The organism is Novosphingobium sp. FG90, assembly GCF_057808725.1.
Genome location: NZ_JBMDIO010000048.1, coordinates 1 through 22,922 on the forward strand (window position 1 = coordinate 1; position 22,922 = coordinate 22,922).

Sequence of the window (22,922 nt, forward strand, 5' to 3'; positions counted from 1 at the left end):
TTGCCAATGTTATAGCGGCGCGGGGCCTTGACCCGATTGTGCCCATGTGAGGGGGATCCGGCAATCATGGCATGGGACGTTCCCGGGGCGGCCTTACGACCAAACTCCACGCTCTTGTCGACGCTGATGGACGTCCTGTCGGACTGCGACTGACGGGTGGCCAGGTCCATGATGCATGCGAAGCTGAAGCGCTGATCGAGGCCATTCCCGAGGGTGCCACCCTGCTCGGTGACAAGGGCTATGACAGCACGGCCATTCGCGAGGCGGCCGCGGCCAGAAACATCTGGGCCAACATTCCCAACCGCTCCAACCGTAAGCAGCGCTTCGGCTTCTCGTCATGGCTATACCGCCAGCGTAATCTCGTCGAGCGCTTCTTCAATCGGATCAAGCAGTTCCGGGGCATCGCCACCCGATATGACAAGGATGCTGCCAACTATCTCGCGGCCATCAAGCTCATATGCGTCAGGCTGTGGTGCAATGCGTAATGAGTCATCGTGTAATTGCGGCTGCTTCCCTCGGACCTTGGTTGAGGCGCACACTTCTGGTTGTCGAATCCTGAAGGAAGGAAGCAGCCATGAAGCACTATGCCGGATTGGACCTGTCGATGGAAAGCACGCAGGTCTGTATCGTTGATGACAATGGTCGGAAGGTCGTATCGGAGAAGGTGGAAAGCTCTCCGGAGGCGATCGCGATGATGCTGGAGCGATACGGCTCAATCGAGCGGGCGGTGATCGAAACGGGCCGCATGTCGCCGGCGATCTGCCTCGGCCTGCGTGAACTGGGTGTCCCAGTGGTGTGCATCGATGCCCGCCAGGCGCACCAGAGCCTCAAGGCAATGAAGGCGAACAAGACCGACCCTCACGATGCCGCTGGCCTCGCACAGTTGGCACGCACCGGCTTCTACAAGGAAGTGCACGTCAAATCTCCGGCAGCGCATGGGGTGCGCAGCGTGATCACCGCGCGGAGCCATCTGGTGGAAGCGCGTGTCCGGCTCGACAACATGATCCGCGGCCTTTGCGCCACGTTTGGCTATCGCCCCGGGGCTGGGCAAGGGAAGGCATTCCTCGAAAGGATCATGCAAGCGGCACACATCCCGGGCCTTGGCGATGCCATCAGTTCCTTGCTGTCCGTGCGCGCAGAGTTGGTCGAGCAGATCAAGGAGATGGACCGCCGTCTGCGTGTCATCGCAAGCCAGTCACAAGCCTGCGAAATCCTGATGACCATCCCAGGCGTCGGCGTGCAGACTTCTGCTGCCTTCGCCTCTGCAGTGGATGAAGCAGGACGCTTCCGACAATCACGCAATGCCGGCGCCTACTTCGGCCTTGTGCCCCGACGCCATCAGTCGGGCGAGCTCGATTGGACTGGCAGGATCACCAAACAAGGCGATGGCACCGTACGCAAGCTGCTCTACGAAGCTGCCAACTCGATCCTCACCCGGAGCCGTGAGACGTTCGCCCTGAAAACATGGGCAATGAAGATCGCCAAGCGCCGAGGTCTCAAGAAGGCTCGCGTCGCCCTTGCCCGCCGCCTCGCGGTCATCATGCATGCCATGCTGCGCGATGGCACTTTGTTCCAGGCGTGAGGTAGGGTAGAACCTGTTTGCCAGCGGTGAAGCGTCAAAGCTGATCCGAGGGCGGTGTCCCGAGAGGGAACGCAGGGACGAACGATCTGCGAAGGTAGTCAGATGGGCTGCAAAGCCCGCATCGAGTCAATGCAACGTTCGCCTCTGTGAGACCCGATACAGCACGACCAGACTCCGGTCCGGCCAGTGCGGACAGATCCATGAAACCCTCAAGGGATCGGCACCGCCAAGCTCTGCAATTACAGATCCACGCCCTAGGCACCATCTCCCCCGACGCCCAGACCGTGAAGCTTGCCGATTTCATCAGCAACACGAAGTCGATCGTTGCCGGCAACCCCGGGTTTGCGAAGGTGTTCCTTCGCGAAAAGCTCCGCGTGCTGGAGGTCATGACCGCCGGCGACCCCACGCTGTTTCAGCGCGCTCTGGACTTGATCGAGGACGCGAAGACCAGCATCGATTTTCGCCCCTGACGCCTCAGTCCGCCTGCCCAAGGCGCTTGGCCAGACGCGCGCTGGCGCCGCTCTTGACCGCAAGCCGCGCGCCGTAGCGCATGACGGTGCGGGCGTCGTTCCAGCGATAGGCCTGCATGATCGCCGGCAGCCCCTCGCCCGCGGCAAAGTTGTCCTGCGCCACGCCAACGCGGATCGAATGCGAGGACACCGCCTTGAGCCAGCGTTCCAACTCCTCCTGGCTCATCGCGCCAAGCAGCTTCTTGTCCCAGGCGCGGCGGATGATCCGCTTGTAGATGAGGGTCACGCTGTTAGGGTGGAGCCGCCCTGCCCCGATCCGGTCGAGCGTGCCGTCGAAGTGGCGCACAATCCTTCGCAGCAGCGGTCGCCGGCCGATCCCCGCCGCCGCGCGCCAGCGTGCGATCGCGGCCATCGTCGCCGGCGCCAGGTAGGCCCCGGCGCCTGCCCGGTCGGTCTTGCTGGTGGGGATGTGCACCACCCCTGCCCCTTCGGCATCGGGCCCATCGATATGCGCCACGTCGATCGCGACGAGCTCGGAGCGGCGCATACCGGTGTCGTAGGCGATGCGCAGCAGCGCGGCATCACGCAAGGCCTGTTCGTCGCGCCCGCAGCCCTTGAGCAGGTTGGCGAGGCACACGCCGGTGGCCGGGCTGTCGAGATCGGCGATGTCGCCCTTGAAGCGGATCGCGCGGGCCTGGCGCTGGCGCACGCCGAGGTGATTACGCGCCGCCTTGCGCTCGAACTTGATGAGCGGCCCCGCGGTGGGATCGGTCAGGCCCGCCATGCGGTAAGCCCAGCCCACGTGGACGAGGTAACGCTCGATCGTCGCCATCGCCCGCGGTTTCATGTCGCTGGGGGCGAGACCAGCAAGCGCGCGGATCCAGGCGGCAATATGCTACGGCTCGGCCTGCGCCGGCCAGATCCGGCGGGCAGCGCACCAGCGGCTCCACAGTGCGAGGTCGGAGGCGAAGGCGCGGCGGGTGTTGGCCGACCAGGCGCGCATCGCCGCATCGAGCAGCGCCTCATCGATCGTGACGGCCGCGGCCGCGCCCTGCCCCACCAGCGCGCGCACGTCGGCGATGAGGTCAGCGGGTTCGGCGCTGCGGGCGGTGGTCGCCGGGATGGCGGGGGTGGAGAGGCGCTTTTGCGGCATGGCGGCGAGCCTAGCAGGGCGATTTGCAAAGATACAGAGGCACGATAAGGGGCCATTATCAATCGTCTGAGCCAGCTTTCTTCCATGATCTCGCGCGTGCCTTGCCGAGTTAGAAGAACAGTTTGGTTGCATCTCATCTGGCATGATGGAGCGTTGTGATATGAAACGACAGCTATCCGGACCGGCAGTCGAGCTCCTCGAAAGGTCCAATTTGCCTCCGTCAGAGATCGACGCTGCTCTCGATGCCCTAGTCCAAAACAAAGCTGGCGCTGTCCTGTACCATAACCACCCGGTAGTCCAACACATCGCCGGGTCAACCGGGCTCAACCTCGTACAAATAGCGCGCAAAAGCCGCCACCTGCTCATTCAGATCGAGCAGCAGAACGACCACGGCCCGCTATGGCAATATCGCGAACAAACGCCGCGTAGCTGCACTTTTGCCTGCAAAGGTCAGATACCGCTGACAGCGCAATCAGTACTACCCGGTAAACCGCTAAGCACCCTTGCGACGACGCCACTTGGCATGGACCAGGTCATCATTAACCAGGTGATCGATGACAGCGGCGGCTGGATAACCGTCAGCGTTACGCCCCCCTGGCATATATTTTGAGTATGCTAGGACGCTAAATCCTTTCCGCCGCAAAGGTCCGGCGCTAGCAACCCCACATGACCCAAGCCGATCCGCAACGCCTTACATCCGCCCACCTTGAGGATCTGGCTTACATGGTGCTGACCGCCAGTAGCACCGACGCTCCGCTTAACCTCTATCCCGATCTGGATGCCGAGGTGCGCACCCGCATCCGCGCCCGCCTCAAACAGATCAGCACTTACGAATGGCCGTCGTCGCGCAAGGAGGACCCAGCGCTGCGCCGCGGCTATACGCTGCACCAATGCTGCCGGCTGGCAATCGCCCTGCAACTCATCGACGCGTGCCTACCCGCTAGCCAGGCAGTCGCTTTCGCAAAACGTAATGAGGCCGATTTCCTCACTGCGATCAGCAAAGGGCTGGATAACCCAGATGGCACTACGCTCTCTCCCGAGGACCCGATTGCCGTACTTATGCCTGCCGAACTGCAGAATATCTTACCCCTACCCGGCCGAACCGATCGCTCGCTCACGCAAATGCGCCTCATCCATCGGAAGGACGTATCGCTCTTGTGGGCGGGTGAGTTGGCCGGGCCTGGCACAAGGTTGATCGTTGACGTCGTCACGGTCGCATCCACCCTGTGGTGCTGGCTCAGTGGTCGGCGGCTGATGACCGATGCAGCCCGTACGGACCTGCTCACCGAGATAGCGCAGATGCAGGAAAGCCCATAAACCGCGCAAATAAGGGCTGGCGTAAGCCCCTATTGCGATATTTCAGAATGTTTTCATTCTGAAGACTTGTTGAATCTGACTAAATCTCCTATCACCTCTGTTGTGAGGGTGCAGGCAGATCCCCTGCGCGCATCGCTCACCGACCAGTGAGGCTGATATGAAGAGTGATTTCGCCCAGGAAGCCTTCGGCGATGTCGAGTTCGCCGATAACCCGGATCCCAGATGCGCCTGCGTCCTTCTACTCGACACGTCCGGATCAATGGACGGCGAAGCCATTGCGGCGCTGAACCAGGGGTTGGCGCAGTTCGCCCAGGAACTGCGCGAGGATCGTCTCGCTGCTAAGCGGGTCGACATCAGTGTCATCACCTTCGGTGACACTGTGAACGTGGTCGCAGAGTTTGGCTCTGCCCAGAACTTCTACCCACAACCGCTCAAGGCCAAGGGTGGCACACCCATGGGCGGCGGAATTAATTGCGGCATCGATCTGGTCACAGATCGACAGGCGCAATATCGCGCCAACGGCGTTCCCAACTACCGCCCTTGGATCTTCATGATCACCGACGGGGTCCCGACGGACGACTACGAACGGGCGGCACGGCGTATCCGCGAGGCGCATGAGCGCAAGAGCTTCAGCTTCTTCGCTGTCGGCGTCGAAGACGCGGACATGGACACGCTAGCAAAGATCTCGGTCAACGCGCCGCTGATGCTGCGTGGCCTGGCTTTCAGCGATCTGTTCCGCTGGCTGTCCAGTTCGCTATCTGCGGTCTCCCGTTCGAGTGTCGGTGGTCAGGTGCTGCTGAGCAATCCCGCCGCGCCCGACGGCTGGGCCGAGATCGTCTGAGCGCCATGGCGATCTGGACCTGGGCCAATGCGTCTGTTTGCGGCAGTGCGCATGCCGCAAGACATGAACACCGCCAGGACGCCTGCCACGTTCTGGCGGCGAAGGGGGCGTTCCTCGTCGCCATCGCCTGCGATGGCGCGGGGAGCGCAAGCCATGGCGGCTCGGGCGCCGCGTTGGCCGTCCATGCGCTTTCTCGCCGCGCCCGGCAGTGGATTGCCGAGCATCAGCAGATACCGGCCCCTGCGCTCATCGATATGTGGGTACAGGACGTGCGCGGCCTAATCGCGCAGGCGGCAACCCGGCGTGGTCTGGTATGCGGCGACTTTGCTACCACGCTTGTCATGGCAATATCCGATGGGCTCTCGACGATGACCGCCCATATCGGCGACGGCGCGATCGTCGCGCGATACAAGGACAACCAAACGCTCATAGCGCTTAGCTGGCCCGAACATGGTGACTATGCCTCCACCACTTTCTTTCTGACCGATCCAACCCTCAAACTGCGGATCGGACTTCTCGCAGGGTTTGCGCTCGACCGGATCGCGTTGATGACCGATGGTCTGGAGCGCCTGGCCCTAGATTTTGTCGAACACGTGCCGCATGCGGCCTTCTTTGGCGGCATGTTCCGCGCGCTCGATGCAACGACCGAGCATGGACGCCAGAGGCTCATGTCTGGGCAGCTGTCGGCCTTTCTCGGATCGGACAGCGTCAATGGCAGAACCGACGATGACAAGACGCTCATCCTGGCAGCCTGCAGGTGAGCACGCCGCCGCTCTGGTGCGGGCGCAGGCGCCTTTCCCTTGGCCAGCGCATCGGGCGCGGCGGGGAAGGTGAAGTCTTTGCGCTGGCCGATGATCCCATTCGCGCAGTCAAACTGTACCTCAAGCCCGACACCGCGCGTGAAGACAAAATCACCGCAATGCTCAAGGCAGGTCTGGGCGATCACTGCCCTAATGTCGCCTTTCCGCTCGATATCGTTCGTGACGGCAAAGGACAATTTGCCGGCTTCGCCATGGCGCGCGTCCTTGACCATCAGCCCATCCATGAACTGCTGACGCCGGGGTCACGACGGACGCTGTTTCCCGATGCCGACTGGCGCTTTCTGGTGCGAACCGCGCTCAACGTCGCGCGCGTCATTGCCCAAGTCCATGCCAGCGGCGCTGTCATCGGCGATATCAACAGCGCCGGCCTCTTGGTCTCCAGGCATGCAACAGTCACGCTGATCGACGCAGACAGTTTTCAAATTCCAGGCCATCGCTGCATGGTCGGCATGGCGGAATACACGCCGCCGGAACTACAGTCTCTACGCCTCTCAGACATCGATCGCACAGCAGATCACGACGCCTTTGGGCTAGCCGTCTTGGTGTTTCAAATCCTGGGACTTGGCCGTCACCCGTTCGCCGGCATTGCCCAGGGTCGTCCGGTCCCGCTCGATGCGGCCATCAAGGCCAGTCGCTTCGCTTACTCGCGCCTGCGCTACACCGGCCTGCAGCCGCCGCCTGCCACCCTTTCCCTTGACCAGCTTCCGCCCGGCATCCGTTTGTTGTTCGAGCGGGCATTCGCTGTGCGGATGGGCGCACGCCCGGCGGCGGCTCAATGGGCTAGCGCATTGGCCGACCTTGAACACACGCTTCTTCCCTGCCCCCGCAATGCCAGTCACAGCATCGCCGTCCAGACCGCGCCCTGCCCCTGGTGCCGGATCGAGCAAGCGACAGGGCAGCCGGTTTTCAAGTATGTCCCTGCTCCTATCCTCCGCACCGATACTGCCGACGCCGATCTGCATCGCGCCGTTTCGCGCGCGCTGCGCGAGGCCAAGCGGCAGGCCGGAGACAAACTCGAACCCGGCTGGCCAAACCTCCAGCAAAAGCCGGCGCAGACGTCACCCAATTCCAACGCAATTGCGGTGTTCGAGCAGTATGAAGCTGCCAAATTGCAAGCTGAGCGGGCGCTTGAGCTTTGGCGAACGCGCATTGGCCTTTGGGAGGTTCACAAACAGGCTGGTGTCCTACGCGACGATCTCAACACCCTCGCACGTCTGAGAGCCGACATGCCCGCCCGCCTATCCAGACTGGCGGCGCTTGCGAGAGACGCAAAAATCCAGAGCATCGTACAGACGGTGCCGATCGACAGCGCGCCCATCGCCGGCATCGGCCAGGCTTTGCTTCGGCAGCTCCGTATATGCGGGATCCGGACGGCCACCGATGTGACGCGCCCCAGACTCACAGCGGTGACAGGACTTGGCGAAAACCGGATCGTAAGCCTTCTGTTCTGGCGGGCCCATGTCGAACTGGAGGTTGCGCGGTCCCTGACGCCATCATCTGCACAGTCGATGGAATGGGAGCACGCCCACCGCGCCACCATCGCCAAAGATATCGCGCATCGAAGGAGTGTGCTGAACGCCGCGATTTCGAGGCTGGAGCGACAGGTTCAAACTGTCGTCCAGCGCGCGGCACAGGAGGATCGCGACCTTCTGGAGGCTTTGGGCAAGCGAGATCAGGCGAAGGCGGACATGCAGCAGCTCGGGATCAACCCTGCGCTCATCCAAAGCGCCGCTGCACCCAAATTCAATACCACACCGCCATCCGGTCCCAAGCCCAAGGGTAAATCCAAGAAGCCCAAGCGTGCCGCCAGGGTCTGCCCGAAATGCGGCGCGCCGATGGTCAAGCGCTGGGGCACCGGCGGGCAGCAGTTCCTGGGTTGCAGTAGCTATCCCAGATGCACCGGCACAGCACCGCTTCGGCGCAAGCGCGTCAACCCCTGACGCGAAGCGCGCTAGCGACCCGCCAGAAAGCCTGATCTTGCCCAAAATAACAAAAACCGAACTTTTTGCATTTTGCATGTGTAGTTGATGCACGGGTATTGTTCCGCCGTCCTAAAACCCCCGTCATGACCCGCAACATCCTCTATCCACCCGCTACGTGGCGCAGCCTTCGCCGGTTTTGCGGCGACATCCATCGGCGCCGCGCAACATCGTCCGGCACGTGTCCATCACTAGGGTCTGTCACTTCTGCCCAATCAAAGACCCGCCGGATCCGCCACCATGGTGCGTAGACGCTTTTCCGCCGATCAATTGAACCAGAAGGCTGCCCAGGCCCGGATCAATGATCGCGCCGAACCGCCGCAGGAGGAAGCATCCTTGACGGATGTCGTCCGCGCGATGTGGCCGAACATCCAGGAGCGCCGCGCTGCAAAGCATAGTTTCACGCGGATCGCCGAATGGCTCGCAGGGCAAGGCTATCACATCGATGCCGCAACGCTGCGCACCTATCATCACCGCATCCTCAAGGAGCAGGCACCTGCTGCGGCAGATGGGGCGATACCGGCACCGAGCGCTGCTGCGCGGCAGGTAGCTCTCAATGAAACAGCCGAACCGCCGCGCCAGAGCCCGCGACCGAACGTGCCGGCAAGTGCATCGCGGGCGGTAGCGCCGCCGCCTGAATCTGAAGCCCCTCCGCGAACCCCACCTCTGAACAGCTCTGGTCGCCCCGGACCACGGCGCACCGCCTGAAGACTCAATCCCCGCACCACCAAAGGAGACACTATGCGTATCAAATTTCAAACGCCCTGCAGCACATCAACCGCCACGCCGACGGCGCCTTCCAGAACCACGCTGGTTGCACCGTCGCACAAAGGTGGCATCGGCAAGAGCACCATAATACGCGCCACCATCGAACTGATGCGCAGTCATCTCCAGACGACGGCGCCCTACCGCTGCATCGGGGTCGATGCCGATCCCGACAATATGCAGCTCCTGACCTTTCTAGGGCAGCAGGACGATGAAGGCGAGATCGCTGCCGAACAAGATGCACTGACCGGTATTATCAGCCTCAATGGCCGCTCCTCTCGCGAACGAGGTCAACTGCTCGATCTCGCGGAGAGCGATGCCGAGCTGATCGCTATCGATCTGCCCGGCGGGTCGCTCACCGATCTCGCCAATCTGAATGAGAATCTCGGCTCGCGCGATTTGGTCGAAGCCCATAGCGAGGCAGGGCGCCGCTTCGTCGTCGTGCTGGCGATCACCCCGCTCCTGGCGTCCATATCTTCGGTCCTCACTGCTCTCGAACAGTTTGGGCCCGATGCCGACTATGTCGTCGTCCAGAATCTGGCCGCAGGAATGTCGGAGGATTTCATCCTGTGGGAGGATGGCATCGTCAACAAACATGGCCGCAAGATTGGCGGACAGGCCCGGGCTGAGCTGCTCGCCGCCAACGGTCGCATCCTCCAGATGCCGACGCTTACGCCCGGCACCTACGCGTTGATTGATGCCCTGGGTCTCACGTTCACTGAGGCTCTGGAATCGCCGCAACTGAGGTTCAGCCAGCGTCTGTCCACGCGTAGCTGGTTGCACGGCTGGACCACACAGCTCGACACCATCGCCGATCTCCTCGCCCTGCCCGCAGACTACAGTTGGATGGTCTGACATGAGTGCTAAAGCCCCCCAAGACAGCCTACTAGAAGTCATGATGGGTCTCCTCACCGAGCCCCAGCAGCAGGCAGTCCTCGCTTACATCGGCCGCAACGGTCTCCAGCGCGATGACGATCTGTACGTGCTGCTGTGCTTGCTCAAGATTGGCGCCCTTCAGGTCGAGCAGATGGAAGGCAGCGCACTGATCATGCGGGATTATAAGGACGACCTCCAGCAACTCTTGGCAGACGCCCAGGATAAGATCGCGCGCGTGCTCGCCGGCGGCCGCGAAGATTTTCTGGGTAAATGGCAAGACATCATCGGCGTGGCCAAAGACATGGACCACGCGTTGCTGGTCCATCGCCAGGCCATGCTCCGCGATTTTACAACTCATCTCAGCGAGATTGATCAGCGCACCGCGACCCAGCGCGATCTCAACAAGCGCCTCGGCGCCCATATCGCTAACCTGCGTCCGCTTTTGGATTTGCTGACGCCGTCCCCCACGGGCATGACGCGCTACAGCCCGACCGATCTCGTGCTCGAAGCAATCCGGACCGAGCAGGCTAGCGCTTTGCAGGACGCGCTGAGCTGGCGGCACCGCAAGTGGCAGATCGCCGCCCAATGGTTCTGGCGATCCGCCACGTTCCTCGCCTTGGCCATATTGCTCTATCGCGGCTGACACCGTTATGTGCGCTCCCGACATCGGCGAAGTCGGCCTTGCTGTCATGATCTGTAACGCTGGGTCCTGCCACGCCCTGTTGCGCTTTGCCGCAGTTCGTCAGGCTGCGCCGCATATCCATGCGTTTCCCTATGCCGCGCCTCATCACAGGATGATCCATCTTGCCCCTCGCTGTCGCCCTATGCTGCGGGCGAAGGATTATTTTTACACAGGATGGGGGCCAGCGTCTGTCGGCGCCGTCCCCGGTGGTCGCTCGATCCTGTCGTATCTCGCAACCTATGATCCGCACGCAGGCGGATGGGTGGTTTCCTCTGATGAGCCACTGCGGCTCAGGGGCCTTGTCATGATCCTTAAGCTCATAGAGAACGACACGACCACGGCCCAAGCACCGCGGTTCGCCGAAGTGCTGGCGCGCTATATAGCCGATGGACAATCGGATCCTCGCGGCCTGCTGGACGCGTTCGAGACAAATGCCGCCATCGCCCATGGCCTGACGCTATCAAACTATATGACCGATGCGCAGGACGGTGAGGCTGAAATGCCCAGCCCGCAACAGGTCCGCGTGCTGGATTGCGGCGCCATCACGTCAGGGCACGCTCTGTCCTGGGACGAGGGCAAGAAGGATATGCGCGACCGCCTGACGCGCGCACTGCCGCCCGGGGCGAAGCCTGTACGCCACGCCGTCGGGTCCATGCGCACGGAAGAAGCCATGCCGGGCCGCGCGCAGTGCGAGCAGATCGTCCGTACCACCCTCGAAGAATTACGCTGCCCTCAGGCCCTGTGCCTGTGGGCGCTGCATGGTGATACCGACAACCTGCACCTTCATATGATGATCATCACGGTTGATCCGATCACGGCCTCCGCCACGCCCTTTGGTAACCGGCAGGGCTATAAGGACGCCATGCAGCGTGCCATCGCACGGCTCGATCATGATCTGGGCCTGCAACATGAGGCCGGAACCTTATATGAGATACGAGACGGTGAGTTGGTGCGCAAAGGGGCGCCGCCGCCGCGCGCCCGGCACGCGCCGCCGATCGATCAGCATATCCTGCAATGGGAGCGCGCCAGCGGCCTGTCTTCTTTCACGCGCATGGCGCAGGAACGGGCGGGCCCGATATTGCGAAGGGCAAAAAGCTGGGAAGAGGCGCACCGGGCCATGGCGGACGTCGGCATGGAGATCCGGCCCAAATCCGGGGGCGGCGAAGTGTTTTCCGGCGACGAGCATGTCAAACTGACGCGGGTAGGCCGCGACCTGACCTGGAAAAAGCTCACCCATGCAACGCGCCTTGGCCCCTATTCTCCGCCTCCCGCCGACCTTGCGGTCCAGCCCTATGAACCGCGCGTCGATAATCCTGAACAGTTCAGGCGCTGGCTCGATCGGCGCGAGCACCGCGCGCAGATCGCCGCCGGCGCGAAAAGGCGCATTCAAGCGCTCCAGGCAGCACGGGATCGGGCGATCGCCAACGCATGGGCAGGGTCAGGCGATATCCTGTCGATGTTGCCTGCATCGACGCCGCCGCATGTCCGCGCGCAGATCAGCCGGACTTTGCGCAGCGCGCGGGACGAACACATCGCATCGCTGCGCAGCCTGTTCAATGGGCGTATCGCGGCGGTGCGCCTGCTGCGCGATCAGGCCTTCGACCTGCCCGACGACAGCGGCTTTTCCATCGCCGCCTTCAGCGCGCCTGACCTCATCGTCGCCGATGCCCGGTCCGACGCGCGAAGCCCTTCGTCCCCGCAGCCAGTCGCGGGATATGAAGCCCGTCGCATCGACAGCGGCATAGCCTATTGGTCCGATCGCCAGCCCCGTTTTGCCGCTTTCACCGACCATGGCCCCTTTCTGGCCGTCAACAGTATGGATAGCGCGACGGTCGAGGCCGTCCTCAAGCTCGCAGCCGATCGCTTTGGCCGTATCGAGATTGCCGGTACGCCAGAATTTATCGCGGAAAGCCGGCGCGCCGCGAAGAAACTCGGCATTGCCATCGACGTGGTAGACCAGCTTTCCTTCCAGTCATCACAACAGCGGAAGACAAAAAGAGGCTGGCAGCGGCTGATGACGATGCTGGACCATCCGCTTGCGCAAGAGCGGTCAGAACCAGAACGCGACCAGCCTCCCCAGGCTCAGGAGAAGGCAGTGCCTCAGAAACAGGATGCCATCCGGCGCCAAATCCAGCGCGCCGCCCGATCTCGCCGCGGCCCGAAGCGCTGAACCACTTTGTGAGATACCTCTCATCAGACTTCATGCACAGGACAGGAAAAGGAAATGCTCATGCGCTACCCTGCTCAGCCGCATGTCCGCCCCGCCCTTGAGGCAGGGGAAGCAAAGGTAGTGGTCTGCGGCCAAGGAGCGCAGAGAAAGCCGGTCCAGCGGGTAAAGAGAAGAATTCAGGAAGGAGGAAAAGAGGAAACTCGCCTTCGCTCGCCTGAAAGGGTTCTTCACACAGCCGCCTCGCTGCGAGGCTTTTCACCACATTCGCGTCACCCGTTCCTCCCGCCCTGATCGGTCGGGAGCGATGGCACGCATCCCAGGGACGTACCCATGCTCCCCCATCATATCATCACCGCCGTCCATTTTCTTGTCCTCGACGTCGCGCACCGACTGGAAACCCCATCGCCAAGGGTGATCGGCGCTGCGATGTTTACCGGAACCATCGAGAATGGCGATGTCGAGTTCCAGCTCGACGCCACCGTGCTTGGCCCTGGCGCGACCTCCGCTTCGCTGCTCCCGTGGCTCGACGATCGCCTCGATCCGCGCGCCACGCTTACAGGTTACGGTCTGTCGCATATTGCGACGCTGCTCACGCGATCGTCCTTTGGTGTGATGCCCAGCATCACCGAGGCGCTTGCCGGTCGCGGTCGCCACCCGGTCATCGAATTGGCCGCCGCGCGGGTGGACGGCGATCCCGCCACCTTCCCGGCGACCTGTCTTCAGGCGGGCCTGCCGTGCTCGGCACCCCATCTCAGCGATGATTTTCTGTCCTGGCTGCTCAAGCATCCCGTTCCCCTCATCCATCAGCTCGAAATCGACGTGATCTCAGTTTGGCGTCTCGCCATGGCCAGGATCGGCGCGACAACCGCATTGGGACGAAGGATCGGCAGCGTCATCGAAGCGCATCTGATCGACTGGCTGAAGATCACCGATTTTCCAGCGGGCACCATTCATCTCGACAATCTGTCCCCCACTGACGGCTGACATCAAATCCAGCCGAAATTTCTCCAACACCCCAACACTAAAGGACGTATCTCATGTACTTCGACACCATCGAAGCGCGTGGCTTCTCGCCGCGCGCCACGGCTATCGCTGCCCGCAACGTCGCGACCTGCTACATGCAATGTTTCCACCAGGATAACCGGCCGTTGATCGGCCTCGCCCTCTTCTCGGTGATACCCGACGGCGAAGGCTATCGCTTCGAGACGCAGGCCCGCGCACTGCGCGATGATGAATTGCCAGACGCGCTGCTCGACTGGCTCGAACCGCGCATTCCAGAAGACGGCGCCTTGCTGTCATGGGATCATTGGCAGTCCTTGCCGTCGAAGCTCTCAAGCCTCGCGCATGACCACCCCGCCATCGCCAAGGCCGCTGTGGACACCGAGGGGCGCTGGCGCGACCTTCCACGCAGCTACACTTGGCATCTTAAACAAGCTGTTGCGCACAGCATGCCATGCCTGTGCATTCCCCATGATCCGGCCCCTTGCGTGCAACAGCTTCCAGCCTACCTGCTCCCGGATCCGGATCTGACACAGACCACGCTCATCGCAGAAGCGACGAAAGGCTGGGTCACGTGGGCGCGGCAGTTTGGCGCGTTCGACGATACCGATCACCCAGCCCGCCGCGCACTGGCCGCTTATCAGGACTGGTCCGCTTCCACCGAAGCCTGATCCTGGTCTGCCCTTATTCCTGCCCGACAGGGTGGCAAGCCAAGGGGGTGCGAGCCAGGACCTCTGTGCTCGCGCCTTCATTTCACTGCCCGGCTGTGGTGGCCGGTGTTTCCGAACATTCATGCAGACAACGCACCGCGAATCAGGCGGGCGATCTGCGTGTTCAAGGAGCGTACCATGCTTCCATCGCATACCGTTACCATCTGCACACTTTCGACTATCGATGCCGGACATCAGATCGGACGGGATAATGCCCTGCCGGTCGGGGCAGCCGTCATGTCAGGCCACGTCCACAAGGGCGAGGTGTCCTTCGAATTGGCGACCATGGTCCTGTCGCCTTCCGATCCGGTCGAGGACCTGCTGCTGTTCCTCGGCCGGCATCTTGCCGATGAGCGCGCCACGCTGGCAGCCTATCGCCCCGACCAGATGCTCGCTCAGCTGAAGACCGTGCAGGACGCGAACCGATACGCGGCGGTTCGTGTGCTGGGCAGCCTCGGGTGCCAACAGGTCGTTCAGCTTATTTCCTATGGCAAGGACGGCAGGCGACTGTCATTCCAGCAGGCGTGTGCTCGTGCAAAGATCGCCTGTGCGCCAGCCGACCCCACCGAGCGGTTCACCGCCTGGGTCCGCACCGACACCGATCGGATCGCGGTCGACCTCGAAATCGATGCGATCGCCAACTGGCGCATGATCATGGATCTCATGGCCAAGGATACCACGCTGGGCGGAGAGGTCGCGCAGATCCTTCAGGCCCACCTTGTGGGTTGGCTGCGCGATAGAAACACTGCGGCCTCGCGCCTGCACCTCCACGAAATCGAGACCATCGCGAACTGAGCTTCGGACCCGCCCCGCTTCCACAGGCAGGCGCGCATCACATACCATGCCTGTGCATGATCCGGCCACCTGCGTGCAACGGTTTCCAGCCGCCCGGCTCTCGGATCCGGATCTGACGGAGACCACGCTCATCGCAGAAGCGATGAAAGGCTGGGTCACGTAGGCACGGCAATTTGGCGCAATCTACGATGCCAATCACCCCGCGCACTGGCGGCATAGCAGGCCTGCTCCATCTCCATCAAAGCCTGATCCTGTCCCTTCCCCTTTTTGAAAGAGATTTCCATGGCCCTTACAAATGCACCCCTCCATCTTCGTCGCAGCGTCAGTATTCGCCCTATCTCCGCTACTGGCTGGAAAGCCATGGACGGGGACCGCCGCTTCACCCATGCCAGTGCACTGGCCAATTATCTTTATATCACCCGGAGCAGCGGGTCCGACGTGCGTGGCAGTATCGATTATCGGCATCGCGATGATCTGCTTGCTCATGGCCTCGCCTTGCCATCGCGCCATCCCAAGTGGGCCACCGAAGACGGAAGGATCTGGGCGGAGCTGGATGCGGCGAGCGCTGGCCTCCCCTCCGATGCAATACGGGCCTGGCATGTAGTGGTGACCCTACCACCAGCCGCAACGCCTGCAGCCTGGGTAGCGATGATCCATAGTTATGCGCACGACACAATTGCAGCGCATGGTCCGGCCGTGGCCTGGGCCATCCATGCACGTAGCGATGGCGGGGAAACCCACGCGCCGCCCCATGCCCATCTGCTGATAACCACCCGGAGTTGGCGGCATGATGCGCGTCATGGGCAGACGGTGGCAAACTGGTGTGGCTCCGCCATGCGGCACAGGCTCCATGCTGACTGGCTCGTCCATCTGCCTGCCGACATGCGCGCTGCGGCCACCACTGCATATTGCGTCGGTAGCTTCGCGCCAGCCCATCCCGACTGCTCCGCCCTCGCGCCATTGCTGGCGCGATTGAACGCTAAGTCGGCCCATCAGCCGCCGATTGCCTGACCTGATCGGTCCCGCATGGCGAAATGATGTGGGACCGGTTTTAGTACAAATGGGCAGCCTCGGACGCCAACAGGTCGTCCAGCTTATCTCCGACGACAAAGACGGCAGTCGCTTGTCATTCCAGCAGGCCTGTGCCCGCGCAAAGATCGCCTGTGCGCCGTCTGATCCCACCGAACCATCAAGGGTTTGCTGTCGCCGTGGCGACGGGAACAGGCGGGGCACACCTAGCCGATGACCGAGATGTGCGTCGGCGCCGCGCGGCCGCACATAGCAGGGGTCGCCGCAAGGCTTGGAACACCCACCGAGCTGACTTGCCGACCGGAACTCGTCACTTGGCTGGTGGATCGCGGGAAGTGGAGTGACGTCAGGGCGGAGTGTGAAGGCGATGTTCTGACGCTCACCGCAATCCTTATCTTGTGGATGCATATGGACGGGCTTGGGGCTTCGTCGCTTGAGGGTAGGCATCGCCTGTCGCACTTCGTGACGGAGCGTCCGGGCCACCGATCCTACGCAGAGCATTGAACCGCCTTCGCAGCAGCCAGGCTGTATGATGCCTTTGTGCGCGATGCCGACAAGGTCGCGATCCTTGCGCCTCATCTCGTTCCATAGCCGGGCGACGGTACTCTAACTGCGGGCTCCGCAGGCGTGCTCGCAAAAATTCAGCGCGCGGTTGGGTACAGGGCGGCTGATTCATCCAGCCGCCCATGTCCCATAACTATATATAAAGGCTTTCGGCTGAATGCTGAATTCTTCCCTCCGGGGCTCACCATGAGCCCAAGTCCCTGGCAGGATTGAATCAGCATGAGCGCGCCTACCGAGACAGACCACGATCCGGTGCATCCGGATCGCAGGACCAAAAAGGCGCCTGCTGCGCCGACACCGCGGTGGAACTCCCGCCCGGAAACCGACAAGTGGCTGGCGAGCCACCACGTCGAAAGCGCGACGCCGAAAATCCCGTTTCGCATCGACGGCTGGCTAGCCGAGCGGGGCACCTCCGTGTGGTTCGGCGCCGGATCTACCGGCAAGACCCAGCTTCTGCTCTGGATGGCGGCGATGATCGCCAGCCGTCCTGAGCACAGGCCGGCGCCCACCTGGTTGGGCGGCACCATCAATGGGACAGGGCATGTCCTGATCCTGACGGCCGAAGATACGCGCTCGCAGATCGTCGGGCGCCTTCGCGACATCGTGCGTAACACGATGCACCAGAGCGCCGCCGTCTCGCAGGATACCTGCTCTCGCCTGCATATCATGCCGTTCATCAGCATGAGCGAAGATGAGTTCGAACATCCCAACGCCAGCCTGCTGCGGTTTGGGGAGGACCGGGTCTGGCGTCCATCTGCGGTAATGGACGAGGTCCGCCGTTACATCACCAAGTGGAACGACCGTCACGACGATCCTGACGACCGGATCGTCGGCGTCATTCTGGATTCCGCCACCAGCATGGCGGGCTTCGACAGTATGGAAGGTGAGGCCACCACCAACTTCTTCTTCTATCTGGGCCGCATGTGCGAGGCCTTGGGTATCTTCTTCACGATTATCGGCCACGTTCCCAAGGCGGCCTTCGTGCCGCAGAAGGATCCCTGGAATACGGCGGCATCACGCCTGCGCGGTGTGGCGATGTGGACCACCGCTCCGCGTATGGCGGTGGAGGTCCGGCTGCTTCAGGATTGGGGTGGCAAGCGTGGCACCAAGGAAGCGTCAGACCTGCGCGATCTCTTCCCGGAGCTCAAACGCGAGGATTTCCTTGTCGTCTATGCAGCGAAGGCCAATTTGCTCGATGTCTGCCGCGAGCCGCGTTACATTATCCGTAACGCGCAGGGTGCGTTCGAGGAAGTCGATCTTCCTGTCGGCCAATCCGCCGACGCCGGGCAGGAGGATGAGCCTGCTGCGCCCCGGCGCCGTGCGCGATCAACCCGATCACGCGGGAGCAAAGCTATCACTGATCGACCCGGCCGATCCAAGCCGGACTACTCGGCCGGCACAGACCTGGTGATGCGCATGCTGCGCATTACGTATCCGCAGCTGCTCGATGGGCAACGTGTCGCTGCAAATCGCGTCATGGCGACGATCAAGTCCCTTCATGAGGTCGAGCCGCTTCCTGAGCGTCATCTCGTCAGCAGCGCATCGGGCGGCGGCGAAACCGACGCCCGTCCCGGGAGTATCGCCTGGCACTTCCAGCGGCTGGAAGAGCAGGGAGTGCTGGCCAAGCACAACCGCACCCATTTCTTCGTCGGGTCACCACCATCGATGGCGGTGACGCCCTGAGGCGACTGCCCCGGCGCGGCAGCTTGCCGCGCCGCTGACACCATCACAGTGCCTTGTCAGACAGGCCCGCATGCCTGCGGGCCTGACGGCTCCTTTGATTTTCCGGTCAGGACTGACCTTCGATTGGTCAGGATTGAAGATTGGCAGATGCCAAGGAATGGAAAAGAAAGGAATTCCGTAATGAAGAACTTTGATCGTGAAACGCTCCAGGCCCACTTGAGCAACAAGTGCCATTCGTCACTGGGATCGCGCAAGCTCGATAACGGTACATCGCTGGCAGCGGCCCTCGCCAGCGCGCTCATGCTAGATCTGCGCATAAGCCGCAACGACGATGGCGATGGCGTGAGCGTCATCGATATGATGGACGACGAAGCTATCGCCGACCTCGGGACCGATCTGGTGATCGCTCTCGAGCACGATGACCATGAGTTTCCATTGCCGGGGGGTACATTGGTTGAATCCCATAGGCCCGGATCGGTGAAGATCGGGGCCGAGATCTGGGTGACCGACGTCGGCCAGCCCGGCCTCTTCCCGGTCGAGACCGTTCGGCGAGATGCGCATGGCTTCAACCTGCAATTGCTGCGCGAGGCGATCGCGCGGGAGGTTGATGGTCAGCCCTGGCAACGGATCGGTCTGCCGTCGCCGGTCCACATCGCCGATACCCAAAGCCGCCACCTGCTTCAGTTCCCGCCCTATCAGGAAGCGGGTGGGGTCGTCCTGCAGCGTTCAGCGAGCGACACTGGGGCTGCCCGGTTCGTTTCGGCAAGGCCGGAGCAGATCGAGGCGTTGGCCCGGTCGATCGCCGTCGATATGAAGACGCTATGGCAGCGTCGAACGACGGTCCATGCCCACGTGGACGCTCTACGCGGCACGGCGCAAGATAACCTGCCGCTCGATGCCTATGGCATCAGTGTCCGCGCTGTCGCGATCGACTTCGAGAATCAGCGCGACCTGGAATACCTGTCCTACTACGTCGAGTATGATGCCCTCGACGAAGCGCTCCGTCCCGGCATCGTGCTCGATTATGTTCCCTGTGTCGGCGGGGCCCTGGTTGCGCACTCTCGGCTTCCATATGGCGTAGAAGATCGCCGTGCTGAACTCGCGAAGTTACGCGAGGTCGGGGCCAACGGCCACATTGACCTGATCGCAGCGGCGGTAGTTCGGTATGCGCCGGGGGGGCAGGCCGAGTTGCTCGCTCTACTGGCAGAGCGATGCGAACCTGTCGTGACCTTCGCTACCGAAGATGGGCCGGTATATGCCACGTTGTTCTGGCGTAACGGGTGCATCCAGGCCGAGGTTGATGCGCCGGGGCGATTCCTGCTGAGAGCCAGTGAGCTTCACCTGTACGGGGAAGCTGTGTCTGACGTTAAGGCCGACCTGATGGTTGGCATGCCGTTGCAAGACGTCTGCGCCCTGCCATTCGCGGTGGAAAGCGTCGCGGGTGCGATCTACGTCGGGCGAGAAGGGGTTGCCGAAATCCACCTCGAAGCGACACGTGCGCTGGTGAACTGCACCACTGGGCGGATTTGGGCAGCATGAGTGAGGCCGAGGCCGGTGCCAACGCACCGGCCTCGGTAGACCGGCTTTGGGACTTTCCGGAATGTCGGCTTCGGAGCAATATCACTTGAAAAACCGACATAACATAATCGCCGAGGGCCATCTCATGCGGCCCAAACGCTCCATAGCAGGTGGGGCGATGCGCATCCTCGCGAAGCGAGGGAACGGGGGGAAAAGCGCCCACATCTGCCTCGACCTGCTAACAGCCGACGTTTAGCGGGAATTGAAATGCCGTGACCGAGGTTACTTATGAGTTTCATCAAGAGGCATCTTGACTCGATGTGCGATCCGGACGGCATCGATGCATCCGATGATCTATATGTTTCAGCAGCTTGTTTTGAAGAGCCTGCCGTCAAGAGGTTCATAAGGGAGAACCTCGTGGACAGGCCCTGTTCCTATTACCGGGGTGATGGGCTGCACCCGAAGGGCGCACCACTTGCCACGGTGGTTCGTTTCTTTTTCGCCGGCTTCTGCTCGCGCTTCGACGACGCCGCCAACGGGGTTGGATGGGAAGGCGAATATGTCGGCGCTAAGACTTATGTCAGCTACGATCTCGTCTTCAATTACGTCGAGATCGCCTCTTGCGCGGGCAACGATCTATTTTCCGATCTCATCCGCGCGCTACCAGACCGAGTATGGAGCGCGATCGATCCGTACGCATCGCGGCAACACGAAATATATGCGTGGAGTTGGGATTCGTTCGTTGAAACGGTAAAGCACAAGCGTCGCTATTTCTTCGACGACACCAAGAGTGTGTTACTTGGGCATGAGATCACACCACGACAATTGCTGGAGAGTGTAACTGAGAAATGTAAACAGGCGCGCCTCATCCGCACTTTGTCTGCAGGAACCACCTTCTTCCGGTGCCGTGAACGCCCATCGTGCGAGCCGATAACAAAACCGTTCGACCTTGGACCGCCGCCATATCAATTTGCTTCGCAAAGCCGCATGAGCCCGGCCGGCGTGCCGATGTTCTACGGCGCCTACGACGAGGCAACCGCGCGGGCAGAAACTCTTAGTAGCAACGGCGACCGGCACACGATGGCGACTTTTGCTCTCAGCAAAAGCATCCGCATCCTGGATCTAACACGGGTCCCAGCCATCAGCATTTTCGACCAGCGTCGCAGCGGGCTTTACGACTGGGCGATTTTCATGCGGCAGTTCGTCGGGGACTTTGGAAAGAAGATCGAGCGGGATAATCGCATCCATTTTGACTATGTTCCCACCCAGATCGTGACAGAGTATTTCCGTGCTTTCATGCGCGACAGCAAAGGAACGCCGATCGCCGGTGTCATGTACAGGAGCACCAAAACCGGGAGCAATTGTGTGGTCCTGTTCATGGATCAGGATGACGTGGCCCCAAGATTGCGCAAGACATTCGACCCACAATGCACAGAACTTTTGCAGATGGTTGCCGTCACCCAACACACAAGAAAGCGCCGTTCCCCAAAGAGTTAGATCGGCCTAGAACGAATTTTTCGATCGAGTCGTTCCGGCTCCATTTGCCACGACGATTACCTCAACAACGCACTTATGCTGACGCTCCGAATAGGGGAAAGAAGTTGATCGAGCCGCTCACGAAACGCAGGAAGGAGGGCACGCCATATCTGCGGCCCGACAACATCGAAGCGCTCTTGCCCGCGCTGGCGGGCCTTCCGCGCGACGCCCTTCTGGAGCGCGCTGGCATCCGAGACCGTAAGCATCCGGACTACATCCCCAGCGAATGCCTCCTCCACTTCGTCCGGGCGAGCCGCTTGGATAACTCTGATGCTTGGTTCGAACGGCTCTACAAGATCCTCGTCGACCGGGTTCTCCGCGCCGTCCCGCGCGCGGAAGCGGGCGGGAATACCGCCTCGATCGTTAACGAAAGTATCCGCAATGCGGTGTTTGACCGCTTCGTCGAGATGCTATCGGCGGACCGCAGGCGGCCCGACGACAGACTCGACTTCTTCGAGGTCCGGTTCGATCTCGCCATTAAGCGGCTGCGCCTTGACGCGCAGGAGCGCGCGTGGCGCGAGGACAACCGCAGCGACGCGCTGGCGGAGGATTTAGGCCAGACGGAGACCAACGCTGTAGCCGTCATGGCGACCGATTCATTCGAGGCGAGCTTTTTTTCCGACCCGCTTTTCCGCGATCGCGTGTATCTCGCGATTGACGACCTGCCACCGGAACAAAGCAGGACCATGCATCTCTTGCTGCTCGGATGGCCGATCTATTCGAACGACCCAGCGGTCATGACGATCGCCAAGGCGCTGGGCTGCTCGGACCGTTCGGTTCGCAATCACCGGGCGCGGGCGCTTAAGACGCTTGCCGCCCTGTTCAATCCTGGGGACGACCAATGACCACCCGCCCTACGCCAACCACCCTCGACGACGTGCTCGACCTCTTCCAGATGGAAGAGGTCCACGACGGCGAGGTCCTCGCTCGCTACGTGGAGGCGCATCCGCAGTTCGCGCTGCAGCTCATTGACCTGTCGAGGCTGCTAGCTACGCCCGAGGCCGACGACGAGGAGCCCCTGTCCGCTCTGGAGAAGTCGCGCATCGACGCGGCCTGGATCGTCCACAAGTCAGCCGGACCGGAGCTTCCGGAAGGCGTCAACCCGCTCGACGCGCTCGTCGGCGATCGGGGCAAGGCGCTGGCGGCGACGCTCGGCGTGCCACGCCAGGTCGTCACGTGCTTGCGAGAGCGAAAAATCGATCCCGCGCGGACGCCGCGTCCGATATTACGGACGTTGGGCGGAGCTCTGGCTATCCCAGAGGCGCATGTGATCGCGGCGATGCGTCAGCCGCCGCCAACCGCCTCCCGAAGGAGCTTCAAATCCGACGGTAAGCCCGGCGCGGACGGACAGGTCTCCTTCGAGCAGGTGCTGATCGACGCGGACGTCTCCGAGGCCGACCGCGCCCGTCTCCTCGCCGACGGCGACTGAGCC

At 62.0% G+C, this 22,922-nt stretch carries 22 protein-coding genes and 1 pseudogene; 21 read left to right on the forward strand and 2 right to left on the reverse strand.

From position 1 onward, the window contains the following. Nucleotides 1-68: 68 nt before the first annotated feature. The 3 genes and pseudogenes from ACODRZ_RS24335 to ACODRZ_RS24345 all read left to right on the forward strand — a co-directional run. A pseudogene (locus ACODRZ_RS24335) lies at nt 69-485 on the forward strand (IS5 family transposase); the annotation flags it as partial. Nucleotides 486-574: 89 nt separating this feature from the next. After that, the gene (locus ACODRZ_RS24340; protein ID WP_488972996.1) at nt 575-1,582 is read left to right on the forward strand and encodes an IS110 family RNA-guided transposase; all 1,008 of its coding nucleotides are present in this window, start codon (nt 575-577) and stop codon (nt 1,580-1,582) included. A 200-nt stretch (nt 1,583-1,782) separates the two neighbouring features. Further along, on the forward strand, nt 1,783-2,052 hold the full coding sequence (locus ACODRZ_RS24345; RefSeq protein WP_488972997.1) for a hypothetical protein: 270 nt from the start codon (nt 1,783-1,785) through the stop codon (nt 2,050-2,052). A gap of 4 nt (nt 2,053-2,056) precedes the next feature. Here ACODRZ_RS24345 and ACODRZ_RS24350 read toward each other — a convergent pair whose 3' ends face one another. Next, the gene (locus tag ACODRZ_RS24350; RefSeq protein ID WP_488973013.1) at nt 2,057-2,944 is read right to left on the reverse strand and encodes a tyrosine-type recombinase/integrase; all 888 of its coding nucleotides are present in this window, start codon (nt 2,942-2,944) and stop codon (nt 2,057-2,059) included. Between the two features lie 3 nt (nt 2,945-2,947). Then, nucleotides 2,948-3,205 (reverse strand): hypothetical protein, encoded by a 258-nt coding sequence (locus ACODRZ_RS24355; protein ID WP_488972998.1) that lies wholly within the window; start codon nt 3,203-3,205, stop codon nt 2,948-2,950. Nucleotides 3,206-3,365: 160 nt separating this feature from the next. Here ACODRZ_RS24355 and ACODRZ_RS24360 point away from each other — a divergent pair, with 160 nt between their 5' ends. The 18 genes from ACODRZ_RS24360 (at nt 3,366) to ACODRZ_RS24445 (ending at nt 22,919) form a co-directional block, all read left to right on the forward strand. Beyond that, entirely contained in the window at nt 3,366-3,815 is a 450-nt protein-coding gene (locus ACODRZ_RS24360) for a hypothetical protein (protein WP_488972999.1), read from the forward strand. A 56-nt stretch (nt 3,816-3,871) separates the two neighbouring features. Then, a complete protein-coding gene (locus tag ACODRZ_RS24365) occupies nt 3,872-4,522 on the forward strand; it encodes a hypothetical protein (protein ID WP_488973000.1) in 651 nt (216 codons plus the stop codon). Nucleotides 4,523-4,679: 157 nt separating this feature from the next. After that, nucleotides 4,680-5,363 (forward strand): vWA domain-containing protein, encoded by a 684-nt coding sequence (locus ACODRZ_RS24370; RefSeq protein ID WP_488973001.1) that lies wholly within the window; start codon nt 4,680-4,682, stop codon nt 5,361-5,363. A gap of 5 nt (nt 5,364-5,368) precedes the next feature. Further along, nucleotides 5,369-6,124 carry a PP2C family serine/threonine-protein phosphatase gene (locus tag ACODRZ_RS24375; RefSeq protein ID WP_488973002.1) on the forward strand — a complete coding sequence of 252 codons (756 nt, stop codon included), beginning with the start codon at nt 5,369-5,371 and terminating at the stop codon, nt 6,122-6,124. Next, the gene (locus tag ACODRZ_RS24380) at nt 6,121-8,124 is read left to right on the forward strand and encodes a topoisomerase DNA-binding C4 zinc finger domain-containing protein (protein WP_488973003.1); all 2,004 of its coding nucleotides are present in this window, start codon (nt 6,121-6,123) and stop codon (nt 8,122-8,124) included. Before ACODRZ_RS24375 ends, ACODRZ_RS24380 begins: the two co-directional genes overlap by 4 nt. Nucleotides 8,125-8,403: 279 nt before the next feature. Next, complete coding sequence (locus ACODRZ_RS24385) at nt 8,404-8,871, forward strand: hypothetical protein (RefSeq protein WP_488973004.1); 468 nt, start codon at nt 8,404-8,406, stop codon at nt 8,869-8,871. A gap of 33 nt (nt 8,872-8,904) precedes the next feature. Then, a complete protein-coding gene (locus ACODRZ_RS24390) occupies nt 8,905-9,783 on the forward strand; it encodes a P-loop NTPase family protein (RefSeq protein ID WP_488973005.1) in 879 nt (292 codons plus the stop codon). 1 nt (nt 9,784) lies between these two features. Further along, complete coding sequence (locus ACODRZ_RS24395) at nt 9,785-10,447, forward strand: hypothetical protein (protein ID WP_488973006.1); 663 nt, start codon at nt 9,785-9,787, stop codon at nt 10,445-10,447. Nucleotides 10,448-10,790: 343 nt separating this feature from the next. Next, nucleotides 10,791-12,656, forward strand: coding sequence for an LPD7 domain-containing protein (locus ACODRZ_RS24400; RefSeq protein ID WP_488973007.1), 1,866 nt, complete (start codon nt 10,791-10,793; stop codon nt 12,654-12,656). A gap of 411 nt (nt 12,657-13,067) precedes the next feature. Beyond that, nucleotides 13,068-13,640 carry a hypothetical protein gene (locus ACODRZ_RS24405; RefSeq protein ID WP_488973008.1) on the forward strand — a complete coding sequence of 191 codons (573 nt, stop codon included), beginning with the start codon at nt 13,068-13,070 and terminating at the stop codon, nt 13,638-13,640. 53 nt (nt 13,641-13,693) lie between these two features. Then, nucleotides 13,694-14,326 (forward strand): hypothetical protein, encoded by a 633-nt coding sequence (locus ACODRZ_RS24410; protein ID WP_488973009.1) that lies wholly within the window; start codon nt 13,694-13,696, stop codon nt 14,324-14,326. A 177-nt stretch (nt 14,327-14,503) separates the two neighbouring features. Continuing rightward, nucleotides 14,504-15,160 carry a hypothetical protein gene (locus tag ACODRZ_RS24415; protein WP_488973010.1) on the forward strand — a complete coding sequence of 219 codons (657 nt, stop codon included), beginning with the start codon at nt 14,504-14,506 and terminating at the stop codon, nt 15,158-15,160. Nucleotides 15,161-15,442: 282 nt separating this feature from the next. Further along, nucleotides 15,443-16,171, forward strand: a complete 729-nt coding sequence (locus ACODRZ_RS24420) for a MobA/MobL family protein (protein WP_488973011.1) — start codon at nt 15,443-15,445, stop codon at nt 16,169-16,171. A gap of 801 nt (nt 16,172-16,972) precedes the next feature. Further along, entirely contained in the window at nt 16,973-18,436 is a 1,464-nt protein-coding gene (locus tag ACODRZ_RS24425) for an AAA family ATPase (RefSeq protein ID WP_488973035.1), read from the forward strand. A 180-nt stretch (nt 18,437-18,616) separates the two neighbouring features. Next, complete coding sequence (locus ACODRZ_RS24430) at nt 18,617-19,975, forward strand: hypothetical protein (protein ID WP_488973036.1); 1,359 nt, start codon at nt 18,617-18,619, stop codon at nt 19,973-19,975. 267 nt (nt 19,976-20,242) lie between these two features. After that, complete coding sequence (locus tag ACODRZ_RS24435; protein ID WP_488973037.1) at nt 20,243-21,451, forward strand: HEPN-associated N-terminal domain-containing protein; 1,209 nt, start codon at nt 20,243-20,245, stop codon at nt 21,449-21,451. 104 nt (nt 21,452-21,555) lie between these two features. Continuing rightward, nucleotides 21,556-22,335: an RNA polymerase sigma factor gene (locus ACODRZ_RS24440; RefSeq protein ID WP_488973038.1), complete on the forward strand. Its 780-nt coding sequence runs from the start codon at nt 21,556-21,558 to the stop codon at nt 22,333-22,335. Further along, entirely contained in the window at nt 22,332-22,919 is a 588-nt protein-coding gene (locus ACODRZ_RS24445; RefSeq protein WP_488973039.1) for a hypothetical protein, read from the forward strand. The genes ACODRZ_RS24440 and ACODRZ_RS24445 overlap by 4 nt, the downstream gene beginning before the upstream one ends. Nucleotides 22,920-22,922: the final 3 nt, after the last annotated feature.